The 15098-nt window shown below is 39.3% G+C and carries 14 protein-coding genes; 12 read left to right on the forward strand and 2 right to left on the reverse strand.

Features of this window, described 5'->3' with window-relative positions:
• The first annotated feature begins 20 nt into the window (after nucleotides 1-20).
• From ACTG7L_RS05660 to ACTG7L_RS05715, 12 genes are all read left to right on the forward strand, one after another.
• The gene (locus tag ACTG7L_RS05660; RefSeq protein WP_439327776.1) at nucleotides 21-1673 is read left to right on the forward strand and encodes a phospho-sugar mutase; all 1653 of its coding nucleotides are present in this window, start codon (nucleotides 21-23) and stop codon (nucleotides 1671-1673) included.
• Nucleotides 1674-1917: 244 nt separating this feature from the next.
• Entirely contained in the window at nucleotides 1918-4140 is a 2223-nt protein-coding gene (locus tag ACTG7L_RS05665) for a TonB-dependent receptor domain-containing protein (RefSeq protein ID WP_439327777.1), read from the forward strand.
• Between the two features lie 232 nt (nucleotides 4141-4372).
• A complete protein-coding gene (locus ACTG7L_RS05670) occupies nucleotides 4373-4765 on the forward strand; it encodes an ATP synthase subunit I (protein WP_439240446.1) in 393 nt (130 codons plus the stop codon).
• Nucleotides 4766-4790: 25 nt separating this feature from the next.
• On the forward strand, nucleotides 4791-5582 hold the full coding sequence (gene atpB / locus ACTG7L_RS05675; RefSeq protein WP_439240444.1) for a F0F1 ATP synthase subunit A: 792 nt from the start codon (nucleotides 4791-4793) through the stop codon (nucleotides 5580-5582).
• Between the two features lie 67 nt (nucleotides 5583-5649).
• Nucleotides 5650-5904, forward strand: a complete 255-nt coding sequence (atpE, locus tag ACTG7L_RS05680) for a F0F1 ATP synthase subunit C (RefSeq protein ID WP_005599073.1) — start codon at nucleotides 5650-5652, stop codon at nucleotides 5902-5904.
• Between the two features lie 73 nt (nucleotides 5905-5977).
• A complete protein-coding gene (atpF, locus tag ACTG7L_RS05685) occupies nucleotides 5978-6448 on the forward strand; it encodes a F0F1 ATP synthase subunit B (RefSeq protein ID WP_439327778.1) in 471 nt (156 codons plus the stop codon).
• 13 nt (nucleotides 6449-6461) lie between these two features.
• A complete protein-coding gene (gene atpH, locus ACTG7L_RS05690) occupies nucleotides 6462-7007 on the forward strand; it encodes a F0F1 ATP synthase subunit delta (protein ID WP_439240440.1) in 546 nt (181 codons plus the stop codon).
• Between the two features lie 15 nt (nucleotides 7008-7022).
• Nucleotides 7023-8564 (forward strand): F0F1 ATP synthase subunit alpha, encoded by a 1542-nt coding sequence (atpA, locus tag ACTG7L_RS05695; RefSeq protein WP_439240438.1) that lies wholly within the window; start codon nucleotides 7023-7025, stop codon nucleotides 8562-8564.
• A gap of 29 nt (nucleotides 8565-8593) precedes the next feature.
• On the forward strand, nucleotides 8594-9463 hold the full coding sequence (gene atpG / locus ACTG7L_RS05700) for a F0F1 ATP synthase subunit gamma (RefSeq protein WP_439240435.1): 870 nt from the start codon (nucleotides 8594-8596) through the stop codon (nucleotides 9461-9463).
• 13 nt (nucleotides 9464-9476) lie between these two features.
• Nucleotides 9477-10850, forward strand: coding sequence for a F0F1 ATP synthase subunit beta (gene atpD / locus ACTG7L_RS05705; RefSeq protein WP_439240433.1), 1374 nt, complete (start codon nucleotides 9477-9479; stop codon nucleotides 10848-10850).
• A 36-nt stretch (nucleotides 10851-10886) separates the two neighbouring features.
• Complete coding sequence (locus ACTG7L_RS05710; RefSeq protein ID WP_439240431.1) at nucleotides 10887-11315, forward strand: F0F1 ATP synthase subunit epsilon; 429 nt, start codon at nucleotides 10887-10889, stop codon at nucleotides 11313-11315.
• 92 nt (nucleotides 11316-11407) lie between these two features.
• Complete coding sequence (locus ACTG7L_RS05715) at nucleotides 11408-12199, forward strand: Cof-type HAD-IIB family hydrolase (protein WP_439327779.1); 792 nt, start codon at nucleotides 11408-11410, stop codon at nucleotides 12197-12199.
• Nucleotides 12200-12281: 82 nt separating this feature from the next.
• On the opposite strand, the gene ACTG7L_RS05720 is transcribed toward ACTG7L_RS05715, so the two are convergent.
• Both ACTG7L_RS05720 and ACTG7L_RS05725 read right to left on the reverse strand, forming a co-directional pair.
• Nucleotides 12282-13496: an aromatic amino acid transporter gene (locus ACTG7L_RS05720; RefSeq protein ID WP_439327859.1), complete on the reverse strand. Its 1215-nt coding sequence runs from the start codon at nucleotides 13494-13496 to the stop codon at nucleotides 12282-12284.
• A 166-nt stretch (nucleotides 13497-13662) separates the two neighbouring features.
• Nucleotides 13663-15090 (reverse strand): surface lipoprotein assembly modifier, encoded by a 1428-nt coding sequence (locus ACTG7L_RS05725; RefSeq protein ID WP_439327780.1) that lies wholly within the window; start codon nucleotides 15088-15090, stop codon nucleotides 13663-13665.
• Nucleotides 15091-15098: the final 8 nt, after the last annotated feature.

Below are 15098 nucleotides of genomic sequence, written 5' to 3' on the forward strand. Positions count from 1 at the left end.
AATAAAAATAAGGAGATACTATGACAACAATTTTTAATCTTGCACAAAACTGGTTAGCACAAGATCCTGACGCTGAAACCAAAGCAGAATTAACGCAATTAATTGAACAAGCACAAGCTGGTGATAAGGCTACCACAGATGAACTTAACGCTCGTTTTGACGGCCGTTTGCAATTTGGCACAGCAGGCTTACGTGGCCGTTTACAAGCCGGCTCAATGGGTATGAACCGTGTTCTCGTGGCTCAAGCTGCTGGCGGTTTAGCCAAATTTATTCAAGGTTATGATGAAAAGCCCTCCATCGTTTTAGGTTATGACGGTCGAAAAAATTCGGATGTGTTCGCTAAAGATACAGCTGAAATCATGGCAGGTGCAGGAATTAAAACCTATTTATTACCGCGTAAATTGCCAACCCCAGTGTTAGCCTACGCTATCCAACATTTTGACACCACCGCAGGTGTAATGGTGACTGCCAGTCATAATCCACCAGAAGATAATGGCTATAAAGTGTATTTAGGTAAAGCAAATGGTGGGGGTCAAATTGTTTCACCTGCTGATAAACAAATTGCTGCCTTAATTGATGAAGTCGCCCTTGGCAATATTCAAGATTTACCACGCAGCCAAGATTACATTGTATTAGATGATGACGTTGTCAACGCTTATATTGAAAAAACCGCAAGCCTAGCCAAACAGCCAAAAGCCGAGATTAACTATGTTTACACGGCGATGCACGGTGTGGGTTATGAAGTGTTAAGCAAAACCCTAAGCAAAGCAGGCTTACCACAACCCCATTTAGTCACTGAACAAATTCAACCCGATGGCGCATTCCCAACGGTGAATTTCCCTAACCCCGAAGAAAAAGGGGCATTAGATTTAGCCTTTAAATTAGCCAAAGCGAAAAATGCCGAATTTATTTTAGCTAACGACCCAGACGCAGACCGCTTAGCTGTGGCAATGCCTGATGCTCAAGGTAACTGGAAAGCCTTGCATGGTAATGTGATCGGTTGTTTATTGGGTTGGTATTTAGCCCAGCAAAATCAAGGAAAACAAGGCGTTCTAGCTTGTTCTTTAGTCTCATCGCCAGCGTTAGCAGAAATTGCGAAAAAATACGGTTTCCAATCGGAAGAAACCTTAACAGGGTTCAAATATATTGGCAAAGTACAAGGCTTATTATTCGGTTTTGAAGAAGCCATAGGCTATTTAGTTGACCCCGATAAAGTGCGTGATAAAGACGGTATTTCTGCGGCTATTGTGTTCCTTGATCTCATTTGCTATTTAAAACAACAAGGCAAAACCCTTGCTGATTATATCGCAGAATTCACCCAAGAATTTGGTGCCTATGTCAGTGGTCAAATTTCTATTCGTGTCAGCTATTTAAGCAAAATCGGCGAATTAATGACCGCACTTCGCCAAAATCCACCAAGTGAAATTGGCGGACATGCGGTTGTTCAATTTATCGACCACCTAAAAACCGAACGCCAAAGTGATATTTTAGTCTTTATTCAAGATAACGGCAGTCGCTTAATTGTTCGTCCATCAGGTACCGAACCAAAAATCAAATTCTATTTAGATGCCAAAGGTGTTGATGCAGAAAATGCAGATCAGGTGTTAAAAGATTTTGATAACGCCGTGCGTGCCATGTTGCGTGATGATAAGTATGGTGGGCAAGATTGTTAGATTGTTGATGGCTTAAAAGAATAAGCGACATAATATTTATGGGTTATGTCGCTTAATACTTTATATTCCCTATTTAGCAATACTTCATAAGTAACAACCAATTCAAACCGCAAAATATTGTTAAAAAATACCGCACTTTGTTTAATTTTACTCCATTTCCTCTTTTCACTCCATTTTTCCCTTTACTTTTGACTTAAATTAAATAAAAATAATTTCTATTATAAATTAACAAAATGGAAGTATTATGATGAAAACACAACATCTTTTTAACAAAAAGCCACTTGCTCTTTTTGTGACCAGTTTAGTGGCAACTGGACTCAGTTCAATTGTTTATGCACAAACCACACAGTTAGATCAAATAACCGTCGCAGAACAAGTAGAAACAAACACGCAAGGAAAAATTTCTCAACAACAAATTCAACGCAAACAAGCTCAAAATATTAAGGATGTGTTTGCTCAATCCCTTGATGTGAGCGTGACGGATTTACAAAGTACTCGTTCAGGTAATAATGGTATTAATGTGCGTGGTTTACAAGATAACCGTGTGGAAAATACCATTGACGGTATTGAATTGCCTGAAGCACAAGAAGCGAAACATTTTATTTCCTATGGTATGGAATTTGGCCGTGGGGATTATATTGAACCTACCGCATTAAAAAGTGCAGAAGTAAGTTATGTGGGATCAGAACGTAGTCTTTCCAGTAGTGTGAACTTTACAACCCTTGAACCCACTGATTTATTGAAAGGCAGAAATGCTGGTGGGTTTGTCGCCACAGGTTATGACAGCCGAAATAATGGTATTTATGGCTCATTGGGCGGAGCAGTAGCGGCTGGGCATTATCAAGGTATGGTAATGACCACTTTGCGTAAAGGTCATGAAAATGAAAATCAGGGTGATGTAGGGGGAATTGGTACAACAAGAACCGAAGCTGATCCAGCTAAAACACACAATGTTTATATTTTAACTAAACACAATTATCAGCTAGATGATAAAAACCAGTTGAAATTTGCCTTTGAAAGCCAATCTAAAAAGACCGAAACAGATTTACTCTCTAAAACAGGGGCTAGTATTGACCGTGGAACAGGTATTCAAACATCAGGGGATAGTACCGATAAAGTGAAACGTCACCGTTTTTCTTTAGGGCATCGTTATAACAGCCAAGACGGATTTATTCAAAGTGCAGATACGCACGTTTATTTCCAAAATGCACGTACGGAGAATGAGCGTTTACGTCAGTCTGCCACCAATTATCGTCATGAAACATCGGAAAATAAAGTCAAAACATGGGGATTGAGTTCGGATTTAACCAGTGTAATTAATTCTTCTGTACCACAATTATTACGTTATGGTGTGAGTTATACGCATTATGATATAAGCAATTACTTATACTTAGATCGTCCTGCTTATGGTGGTGTAGCCAATGAAAAACCAAGTGCAGACGCAAAACAGGATAAATTTATCGCTTATTTGGAAGATCAAATTAGTTTAGGAAATGTGTTGATTACGCCACATGTTGGTGTGGTTCATTATCGAGTGAACCCATCAATGGCTGGTGATTATGTGCAAGCAGGATCAAGAGATGTTGCTGTTACAAAACAACATGAAACTAAATTTACCCCTAAATTGGGAATTGAATGGTTGGTTGCACCTGAATTTACCCCATTTTTCCAATATTCTCGAGGGGTAAAAACGCCATCTACTCAACAATTAACCTCTTCTTTTGGTGAAACAGGAAGTTATTATATTCCTAATGTCGGTGTACGAACCTATGAAGTGGCAGTGGTAGGAAATCCAAACTTGAAATCTGAAACAGCGGACAATTTTGAACTGGGTTTTAAAGGTAATACGGAAAGTTTAACATACCGTGTTTCAGGTTATTACAATCGCTATAAAAACTTTATTGATTGGCAAGATTTAACAACTCAATTATCAGGTTATACCCAATTTATGCAATATCAAAATTTAGATAAAGCGAAAATTTATGGTTTAACAGCGGAAGCGAAATGGCATTTCTACGGTGATTTTTATAGCACAGCAGGGGTAGCCTATGCTCGTGGTAAAGCCACTAATAATGGTGTAAAAACCCCGATTAACAGTATTCAACCAATGAAAACAAAATTAGGTTTAGGTTATGATAGTGAACAATTTGGGGCAGATTTAACTTGGACATATAACCGTGCTAAATCAGATAAGGACATTGTGAATGCGATGTATAATCCAACAGGTGGTTATTCCGTATTTGATTTGGGTGTTTATTGGAAACCTGTAAAAGACTTAACCTTAACGGCAAATGTAAACAACTTGTTTGATAAAAAATATTGGAACTGGAACGATATTTCTTATCTTGCCTTGTTGAAAGACGGCAGTACAGCAGGTAGCCCACCGATTGGGATTGATGCCACTAATGCTGATCGTTATACCGCATCAGGTCGAAATTTCAACGTTGGATTACGTTATGAATTTTAATTAGCTTATTATTTAACTGACTCTAATCCCATTTTGCTTAAATAGCGAGATGGGATTTTGTTTTAAAAAAACACAATCTGGATAAAAAACTGTGATCAATCTAACAAAATTTTGATCTTGTCCGATTTTTACTGCGTAATTGATTGCAATAAAAGCCTTTATAGGTGATAATTCAGGAGCTTTCAGGCGTTTGTCTGTTTGAATATTTTTTAGACTTTACTGGGCGTAAATAATGTCGGCTGTGTTACAACAAGCTCAAAATTTGTATAAAAAAGTATATATTGCAGAATTAACCGTGCTTATTATTGCTTTTTTGCTGTTATGTTATTTTGATAAACCGATGGCTTACGCATTTAGTTTCGGCTATTTGGTTGTTTTGATACCCAGTTTTGTGGTGATGTTTTTGGCGTTATCTTATGCCAAAAACAACAACAAACCCATAAAAACAACCTTATTTTATAGCCTTGAAGCCATAAAATTCTTGTTTGTTATGCTTTTAATCGTTATATCAATCAAGTATTTAATAACCAATAATCAGTTTACTTTTTTTGTCGGCTTTTTTGTGGCTATTCTCTTAAATAGTCTGCTGCCTTTGGTTTTGAATATATTTAAACAACGTCATTGATCATTTACAGAAAGGTTTTATTGATATGTCAAATTTAACTACTGCTGATTATATTAGTCACCATTTAAGTTTCCTTTCATCTGGGGACGGTTTTTGGGCGGTGCATTTAGATACGCTGCTTTTCTCACTTATTTCGGGTGCGATTTTCCTGTTTGTTTTTTCAAAAGTTGCGAAAAAAGCTACCACAGGCGTGCCGGGTAAACTACAATGTTTTGTGGAAATTGTGATTGAGTGGGTGGACGGTTTAGTCAAAGATAATTTTCATGGCCCACGTAATGCCATTGCCCCACTCGCCTTAACCATTTTCTGTTGGGTATTCATCATGAATGCCATTGACTTAATTCCAGTGGATTTTCTACCGCAGTTTGCTAATTTAGTCGGTGTTCATCATTTACGTGCTGTACCCACTGCAGATATTAGTGCCACTTTGGGGATGTCAATTTGTGTATTCTGTTTAATCCTATTTTATACTGTGAAATCAAAAGGTTTCAATGGGTTAGTCAAGGAATATACACTCCACCCTTTCAATCATTGGGCATTTATTCCGGTTAACTTTATTCTTGAAACCGTTACCTTATTAGCTAAACCGATTTCTTTAGCTTTCCGTTTGTTTGGTAACATGTATGCCGGTGAATTGATCTTTATTTTGATTGCCGTGATGTATATGGCAGATAATTTTGCCTTACAAGCATTAGGCATCCCATTACATTTAGTGTGGGCGATTTTTCATATATTGGTGATTACTTTACAAGCATTCATCTTTATGATGTTAACGATTGTTTATTTGAGTATTGCTTATAATAAAGCGGATCATTAAACGGAAATTTCTTTTTAACTTAACCTAGCCCTCGGGCTTATTTATCAATCTTTTAATGGAGAACATTATGGAATCTGTAATTACAGCAACAATCATTGGTGCATCAATCTTATTAGCCTTTGCTGCACTAGGTACAGCTATTGGCTTTGCGATTTTAGGCGGTAAATTCTTAGAATCTTCTGCTCGTCAGCCTGAATTAGCCAGCAGCTTACAAACGAAAATGTTTATCGTTGCCGGTCTTTTAGATGCGATCGCAATGATTGCTGTGGGTATTTCATTACTTTTCATCTTCGCAAACCCGTTCATTGATTTATTAAAATAAGTCGGGCTTGAAATTTAGGGTTATTTCGGATTTTGACGAAATAACGTAACCGACTTTTTTGTAGGAGGGCGTTGTGAATTTAAATGCAACATTAATTGGTCAACTTATTGCGTTCGCACTTTTTGTGATGTTCTGCATGAAATATGTTTGGCCACCGCTCATTAAAGCGATTGAAGATCGTCAGGCGAATATTGCTAATGCGTTAGCGTCTGCCGAAGCGGCTAAAAAAGAGCAAGCCGATACGAAAGTATTAGCGGAAGAAGAAATTTCTAAAGCAAAATTACAAGCACAAGAAATTATCGATTTAGCCAATAAACGCCGTAATGAAGTGCTAGAAGAAGTGAAAGCAGAAGCGGAAACTTTGAAAGCCAAAATTATTGAACAAGGTTATGCAGAAGTTGAATCTGAACGTAAACGTGTGCAAGAAGAATTACGTGTGAAAGTGGCTTCACTTGCGATTGCAGGTGCAGAGAAAATTGTGGGTCGTACCATTGATGAAGCGGCCAACAGTGACATTATTGATAAGTTAGTTGCAGAATTATAGGAAGGTTGAGCTTATGTCAGAATTAACTACGATAGCTCGCCCTTATGCCAAAGCAGCATTTGATTTTGCCGTTGAACAGTCAGCGACCGATAAAAGTGCGGTGCAAAAATGGGCAGAAATGCTCGGTTTTGCGGCACAGGTGGCTGAAAATGAACAGGTGCAATCTTTTTTAAGCAGTTCTTTTTCTGCCAAAAAAGTGGCTGATACGGTGATTTCAATTTGTGGCGAACAACTTGATCAATATGGGCAAAATCTGATTCGGTTAATGGCTGAAAATAAGCGATTAACGGCACTTCCAGCCGTATTTGATGAATTTCAACATTATGTGGAAGAACATAATGCAACCACGGAAGTTCAAGCCATTTCGGCTCAACCATTAAGTGCAACGCAACAACAAAAAATTGTCGCCGCAATGGAAAAAAGACTGGCTCGTAAAGTGAAATTAAATTGCAGTGTGGATAGCTCACTGATTGCAGGGGTTATCATTCGTACTGACGATTTTGTGATTGACGGTTCAAGTCGTGGTCAGCTAGATCGTTTAGCTAACGAATTGCAATGATAAGAGGAATTCAAAATGCAACTAAATTCAACAGAAATTAGTGAATTGATTAAAAAACGTATTGCCCAATTTGATGTGGTTAGCGAGGCTCGCAACACTGGGACAATCGTTTCCGTGAGTGATGGGATTATCCGTATTCACGGTTTAAGTGATGTAATGCAAGGTGAGATGATTGCCTTACCTGATAACCGTTTTGCGATGGCATTAAACTTGGAACGTGATTCCGTTGGTGCGGTGGTGATGGGGCCTTATGCGGATTTAGCCGAAGGCGTGGAAGTGCAATGTACTGGCCGTATCCTTGAAGTACCCGTAGGTCGTGGTTTATTAGGCCGTGTGGTCAACACCTTAGGTGAACCGATTGATGGTAAAGGTGAAATCGAAAATGACGGTTTCTCACCAGTAGAAGTGATTGCACCGGGTGTTATCGACCGCCAATCCGTGGATCAACCTGTTCAAACCGGTTATAAAGCGGTGGACTCCATGGTACCAATCGGTCGTGGTCAACGTGAGTTGATTATCGGCGACCGTCAAACAGGTAAAACCGCCTTAGCCATTGATGCGATCATTAACCAACGTGATTCTGGTATTAAATGTATCTATGTGGCCATTGGTCAAAAAGCATCAACCATTGCTAACGTAGTGCGTAAATTAGAAGAACATGGTGCGTTAGCTAACACTATCGTGGTGGTTGCATCCGCTTCAGAATCTGCGGCGTTACAATATTTAGCCCCTTATGCGGGTTGTGCCATGGGGGAATATTTCCGTGATCGCGGTGAAGATGCGTTAATCATCTATGATGATTTATCCAAACAAGCGGTCGCCTATCGTCAAATTTCGTTATTACTTCGTCGTCCACCGGGTCGTGAAGCCTATCCGGGTGATGTGTTCTATTTGCACAGCCGTTTATTAGAGCGTGCATCTCGTGTTAATGCCGATTATGTAGAACGTTTCACTAAAGGCGAAGTAAAAGGAAAAACCGGTTCTTTAACCGCACTTCCTATCATTGAAACCCAAGCAGGGGACGTGTCAGCGTTCGTACCAACTAACGTGATTTCCATTACCGATGGTCAGATTTTCTTAGAATCTAACTTGTTTAACTCAGGTATTCGCCCTGCGGTCAACCCAGGTATTTCGGTTTCTCGTGTGGGTGGTGCAGCACAAACCAAAGTGGTGAAAAAATTGGCTGGGGGTATTCGTACCGCACTAGCACAATACCGTGAATTAGCGGCGTTTGCACAGTTTGCATCAGATTTAGATGATGCTACTCGTAAACAATTATCCCACGGTGAAAAAGTCACTGAATTATTGAAACAAAAACAATATGCACCGTTAAGCGTAGCGGAACAAGCATTAGTGTTATTTGCCGTTGAATTTGGTTATTTAGAAGATGTGGAACTCAATAAAATTGCCAGTTTTGAAACCGCACTTTTAGATTATGCTCATCGTCAATATGCCGACTTTATGCAAGAGTTGAATAAATCAGGCAACTATAATGATGAAATTAAAGACCAGTTAAAAGGCATTTTAGATAGTTTCAAAGCAAATAATGCGTGGTAATAGCTTAAAGACGGAAACGGAGAATTAACATGGCTGGTGGAAAAGAGATAAAAACCAAAATTGCCAGTGTACAAAGTACACAAAAAATTACCAAGGCAATGGAAATGGTCGCCACATCGAAAATGCGTAAAACGCAAGATCGGATGGCAGCATCTCGCCCTTATTCTGAAACCATTAGAAATGTTATCAGTCACGTGTCTAAAGCAACCGTTGGTTATAAACACCCTTTCTTAAGTCAGCGTGACATTAAGAAAGTCGGTATCCTTGTGATTTCAACTGATCGTGGTATGTGCGGTGGCTTAAATATTAATTTATTTAAGACCGCACTTAACGAAATCAAACAATGGAAAGAAAAAGGCGTGACCGTTGAGCTTGGTTTAATCGGCTCAAAAGGGATTGGCTTTTTCCGTTCTCTTGGGTTGAAAGTGCGAGGACAACATTCTGGTTTGGGCGATAACCCTGTATTAGAAGATTTATTGGGGGTGGTAAACGGTATGATTGATGCTTACCGTAATGGCGAACTTGATGCTATTTATATTGCCTACAATAAGTTTGTTAATACCATGTCGCAAAAACCAGTTTACCAACAGCTTGTGCCATTACCAGAATTAGAAACTGATAAATTAGGCGAAAGACAAAATGTTTGGGATTATATTTACGAACCCGATCCAAAAGTGCTATTAGATAGCTTATTGGTGCGTTATTTAGAATCTCAAGTATATCAAGCAGTGGTTGATAATTTAGCTTCAGAACAAGCGGCTCGAATGGTAGCAATGAAAGCAGCAACAGACAATGCAGGGAATTTAATCAATGACTTGCAGTTGGTGTATAACAAAGCTCGCCAAGCAAGTATCACAAATGAATTAAATGAAATTGTTGCTGGTGCAGCAGCGATTTAATGGAGAACAGGTAATGTCAGCAGGAAAAATTGTACAAATTATCGGTGCGGTAATTGACGTTGAATTCCCACAAGACGGCGTACCAAAGGTTTATGATGCCTTAAAAGTGGAATCAGGTTTAACCCTTGAAGTACAACAACAATTAGGTGGCGGCGTGGTACGTTGTATCGCTCTCGGTTCATCTGATGGTTTAAAACGTGGTTTAAAAGTAGAAAACACAGGTCACCCAATTTCTGTGCCAGTGGGCGTGAAAACCTTAGGACGTATTATGAACGTGCTGGGTGAGCCGATTGATGAAAAAGGTGACATTGGTGCGGAAGAAAACTGGGCCATCCACCGTGCGGCACCAAGTTACGAAGACCAATCTAACAGTACAGAATTGTTAGAAACAGGGATCAAGGTTATCGACTTAATTTGTCCATTCGCTAAGGGTGGTAAAGTGGGTTTATTCGGTGGTGCGGGTGTAGGTAAAACCGTGAATATGATGGAATTAATCCGTAATATTGCGATTGAACACTCAGGTTACTCTGTATTCGCCGGTGTGGGTGAACGGACTCGTGAGGGTAACGACTTCTACCACGAAATGACCGAATCTAACGTATTGGATAAAGTATCCTTGGTTTACGGACAAATGAATGAGCCACCAGGCAACCGTCTGCGTGTGGCATTAACCGGTTTAACCATGGCGGAAAAATTCCGTGATGAAGGACGTGATGTGTTATTCTTCGTGGATAACATCTATCGTTATACCCTTGCAGGGACAGAAGTATCAGCGTTGTTAGGCCGTATGCCATCAGCGGTAGGTTACCAACCAACCTTGGCGGAAGAAATGGGTGTGTTGCAAGAACGTATTACTTCTACCAAAACAGGGTCTATCACCTCTGTGCAAGCGGTGTATGTACCAGCCGATGACTTAACTGACCCATCGCCAGCAACTACGTTCGCTCACTTAGACTCTACCGTGGTATTAAGCCGTAATATTGCCTCTTTAGGTATTTACCCTGCGGTTGACCCATTAGATTCTACTTCTCGCCAATTAGATCCATTAGTGGTCGGTGAAGAACACTACAACGTGGCTCGTGGCGTGCAAGGTATCTTACAACGTTACAAAGAATTGAAAGACATCATTGCCATTTTGGGTATGGACGAACTTTCCGAAGATGATAAATTAGTGGTAGCACGTGCACGTAAAATCGAACGTTTCTTATCACAACCTTTCTTCGTAGCGGAAGTATTTACCGGTTCACCTGGTAAATATGTGTCATTAAAAGATACCATTCGTGGCTTCAAAGGTATTCTTGACGGTGAATACGACCATATTCCAGAACAAGCGTTCTATATGGTGGGTTCAATCGATGAAGTTGTTGAAAAAGCGAAAAATATGTAATCACTTCAACTGATTACCAGATTGAAGGAGATCAAAATGGCAACATTTAACTTAATTATCGTGAGTGCGGAGAAAAAAATCTTCGAAGGTGCGGTAAAAAGCGTTCAAGCAAGTGGGATTGAGGGGGAATTAGGGATTTTAGCCAATCACACTCCTTTAATGACAGCGATTAAACCCGGGATTGTAAAATTCACCCTAGAAAATGATAGCGAAGATGTTATCTATGTGTCTGGGGGATTTTTAGAAGTCCAACCTAATATCGTTACTGTGTTAGCGGATGTCGCTATTCGTGGTGATGAGTTAGACCAAGATCGTATCTTGAATGCGAAACGCAAAGCAGAAGAAAATATTGTGGCAAAATCTGGAGATGCCAACCATGAATTAATGGTCGCTAAGTTATCGCAAGAACTTGCCAAATTACGTGCTTACGAATTAACGGAAAAATTAACGAAAAATGGTCGTTAATTGTTAAGATGATATGAAAAACCGCCTTAGGGCGGTTTTCTTTTTTTCAAAAAATGGTAAATTAAAATAGCATTAATAACAAAGGAGTCGCCATGTTATACCACGCCGTTTTCAGTGACATTGATGGTACTTTATTAAATGACCAACATCAAATCACCCCAAGAACAGAACAGGCAATTAAAGCCGTAATAAAGCAAGGTATTCCTTTTATTCCAGTTTCCGCACGCCCACCCTATGCCATCACGCCTTACATTCATCAATTACAAACCGAGCAAGCCATGATTTGTTATAGCGGCGCATTAATTTTAGATAAAAATTTAACCGCACTTTATAGCGTACTTATTGAGCAAAATGATCTGAGATTACTTAATCAAATTTTAGCGGATTATACCGATTTATCCATTAATCATTATGCTTGGCTAAACTGGTTTAGCAACGATTTAAGCAACCCTTGGACACTGCAAGAAAGCCAAATTACGGGTTTACAAGCAGAATTGGCACCAAAAGATTTAACTGAGGTACATAAAATTTTGGTAATGGGCGACGCCGAAAAGATTCAACGATTAGAACAAAAACTTAAGCAAAATTTCCCGCACTTAAGTATTCATTGTTCCAAACCGGAATACCTTGAAATGATGAACAAAGCCGCCACCAAAGCCAAAGCGATTCAATTTATGGAAAACCAACTTAACGTTACAGCCGAGCAAATCATTGCTTTTGGCGACAATTTTAATGATTTGGATATGTTGCAATATGCAGGATTAAGTGTGGCCATGGGCAATTCACCGGATGAAATCAAACAGGTCGCCAAGCAAGTGACAGCGAATAATAATGAAGATGGGATTGCGTTGGTGTTGGAATCGCAGTTTCCTATAATAGATTAGCATTCAAATACAATAAAGTGCGGTGAAAAAATAAATATTTTTCACCGCACAATTTTATTCCACGACGTTTAAACCACTACTTTCACCCAACGACTTTTGGCAATAATCCCGCTTGAATAAGGAACGGTATAGAGGTAATGATCACGCCCAACAGGGAAACAATAATTAACAGTATATTTCCGCCAAACACACGATAGGGTAAATTCGGGTATTTTTGGCGAGCTTTCCACGTTAATATGGCAGGTAGAACAACCGCGTAAAAGGCGAACATTTGACCGGCATAGCTTAAGGCTAAAATAAAGCCTTGTGGATAAAATAACGCAAATAACATCGGGGGTAAAAATGTGAGTAGACCCAACATAACACGCCCTGCTGAACGATGTAAAGTGCGTTTGAGTAAATCGTGAATACAGTCAAACAACCCTAAAGAGACCCCAAGGAAAGACGTAATTAATGCCAATGCAGAAAAGATTTTAACCGTGTTACTTATGGCCTGACTGCCGGTTATTTCTTTTGTGGCGGTGACCAAGCCATTTAAGGTGGGGTCTTTTTGCAAAATATCTAAGAATAAAGACTGACTTAACACCCCATGGGTGGAAAGTTGCCATAAAATATAAATCACCAGCGTGATAAAAGAACCGGTTAAAATAGCGATTCGCAAGGATTTAACATTTCCACCTAAATAGGCATTTAAGCTAGGAATAGAGCCGTGAAAACCAAAAGCCGTGAAAAATACGGGGCTAGCAGAAATTAATAAGGCATTATCAATGGGCATGGCCATTAAGTTATCGACGCTTATTTTCGGCGACATTAACACGAGTACAAACACTAATGCAGCGACCATAATATAAAAAAGTAAGCGGTTAATTACATCAACACTTCGGGTGCCAATAACAACAAACGCTCCAAAAATGAGAGTAAATAGCACAATGGATATTTTCGACGTGGTTTCGCTATCACTGATTTGTGTAAGAAGAGAAGCTAAAATATTCCCCCCGCCAGTGACATAAGCGGCTAATAACGCATAGAGGAAAATCATTAAAATCGCCGTAGAAATAACTCGTCCCGCTTTACCAAAATACTGAGCGGACAAGGTTCCAATACCGGCGTCGGGTTCGGCGGTTTGGTAAATTTCGACAAACAATAACGCACTATATGTGAGTAGAAACCATAATATCCCTAATAATACAAAGGTAAAGGTAAAACCGATACCCGCGGAAGTTAATGGCATGGCCAACATGCCTGCACCAATCATGGTGCCAGAAACCAGTAAGGTACTGCCGAGCGTTTTATTCATCATGATGTTCCTTTTGTTTTTATAGGCTTTTTAGTATAGCAAAAGCCTATTGTAAATAAAATGTTTATACAAAATAAGCATATAGAAAATGTGGGAAATAAAGTGAAAGGCAAAAGCAAAAAAAGTGCGGTGAAAAACACTGCACTTTTTCGTGAGAAATAAATATCTAAAATGTTTTTTCAAACAACAGATAGAATCTATTTTTTCGGCTTTGATATAAATCAGTTAAATTGGAATTAATACGTTGATGGTGATAGCTGATTTTTGGGGTAATCCCCCAAAAATGTAGATTTCTATGCCATAAGGTTGCATTAATATTCAACTCTTTATCTTGCCGTTGTTGTTGAAATATCCCATTTTTATCTAAAAAATCTCGCTTGCCGTAACTCACTTGCAAACGGCTAGAAATACCTGCCCACCATTCTTGCCCCCAACCTAATCGCCCTGTATAGCGGTTTGAACTTAGGCTACGATCTAGGGTATTTTCTCGTAAATAATCCACACCCACATAAAAATAAGTTTTCGCATTGAGCAAATAAACCAAGGTTGCCGATTCTAGCCAAGTATTACCATTTAATCGAATATTATCTGGGCGATAGCGTAATTTTTCCCATTCACTAGCTAAGGAAATTTGCCATTTTGCATTGATCCAATGGTCAAACTCTAGGCGTAAGCCATAGCCTTTATTATAACGATGTCCACCAACCCAGCGTCTTTCATAAAAAGGAGTGAGAGAAAAACGGCTTTGTGCATTTTGATATTGATAGCCAAGGGCGGAACGGTTATTAATATCATCATAAGGATGATTATCCCAATAATTTTTGTCGTAAAAATCATTTTCCAACAAGACATAATGTGATCCTGCAATATTCCACGTTTTCTCAAGATTGAGATGATAACTCACCCCATGAGCTTTTTGTGGCAAGGAGTCAGGATCTTTGCTAAACACTACATTGCCAACCCGAATGACAGGCGAAGAAGAAGCACTATTGACATTGCTTTCACGCAAATAATTCGCTCCAAAATTTACTCGCCAACCACCTCGTTGTTGAATAGCAGATAAATATTGCTCGATCATTTTAGTAATATAATCAGGCGGATTTTCCCCCTGAATCTTGCGAAACTGATCCGCAGCCGCTTCATCTTGTCTATCTTCAAACAACACTTGAGCCAACCGAAAACGTACCGGCAAATAATTGGGATTTTTAGCTATAATATTTCGTAATAGGCTGATCGATAAAGAAAATTTTCGCTCTGATTGCAAAATTACCGCATAGGCATAATCAATCAATATTTGATCAGGTTCAGGTGTTTTGCGATATATTATTAGCAATTCGGGGACCAGCTCCAGTTGATTATTGGAAATCACTTGATTGAGCAAACGGCGAGCCAATTCAGGATTTGCCAATAAATCTGCTTCGCTTACTGCTTGGATTTTCTCCTCTGTTTCAACTGGCGAAAGGGATTGTGCTAATCGGGTTTGTGCCAGTTTTGGTGTGGCTACTTGAATATTGAGATCTTTAGGCTCACTTTCTGCCCAGAGTAAAGGGCTAATTATATATAAAAGAGTACAGGGTAATAGTCTATTTTTCATTGAGTTAT

The organism is Lonepinella sp. BR2357 (assembly GCF_051851525.1).
Classification (GTDB): domain Bacteria; phylum Pseudomonadota; class Gammaproteobacteria; order Enterobacterales; family Pasteurellaceae; genus Lonepinella.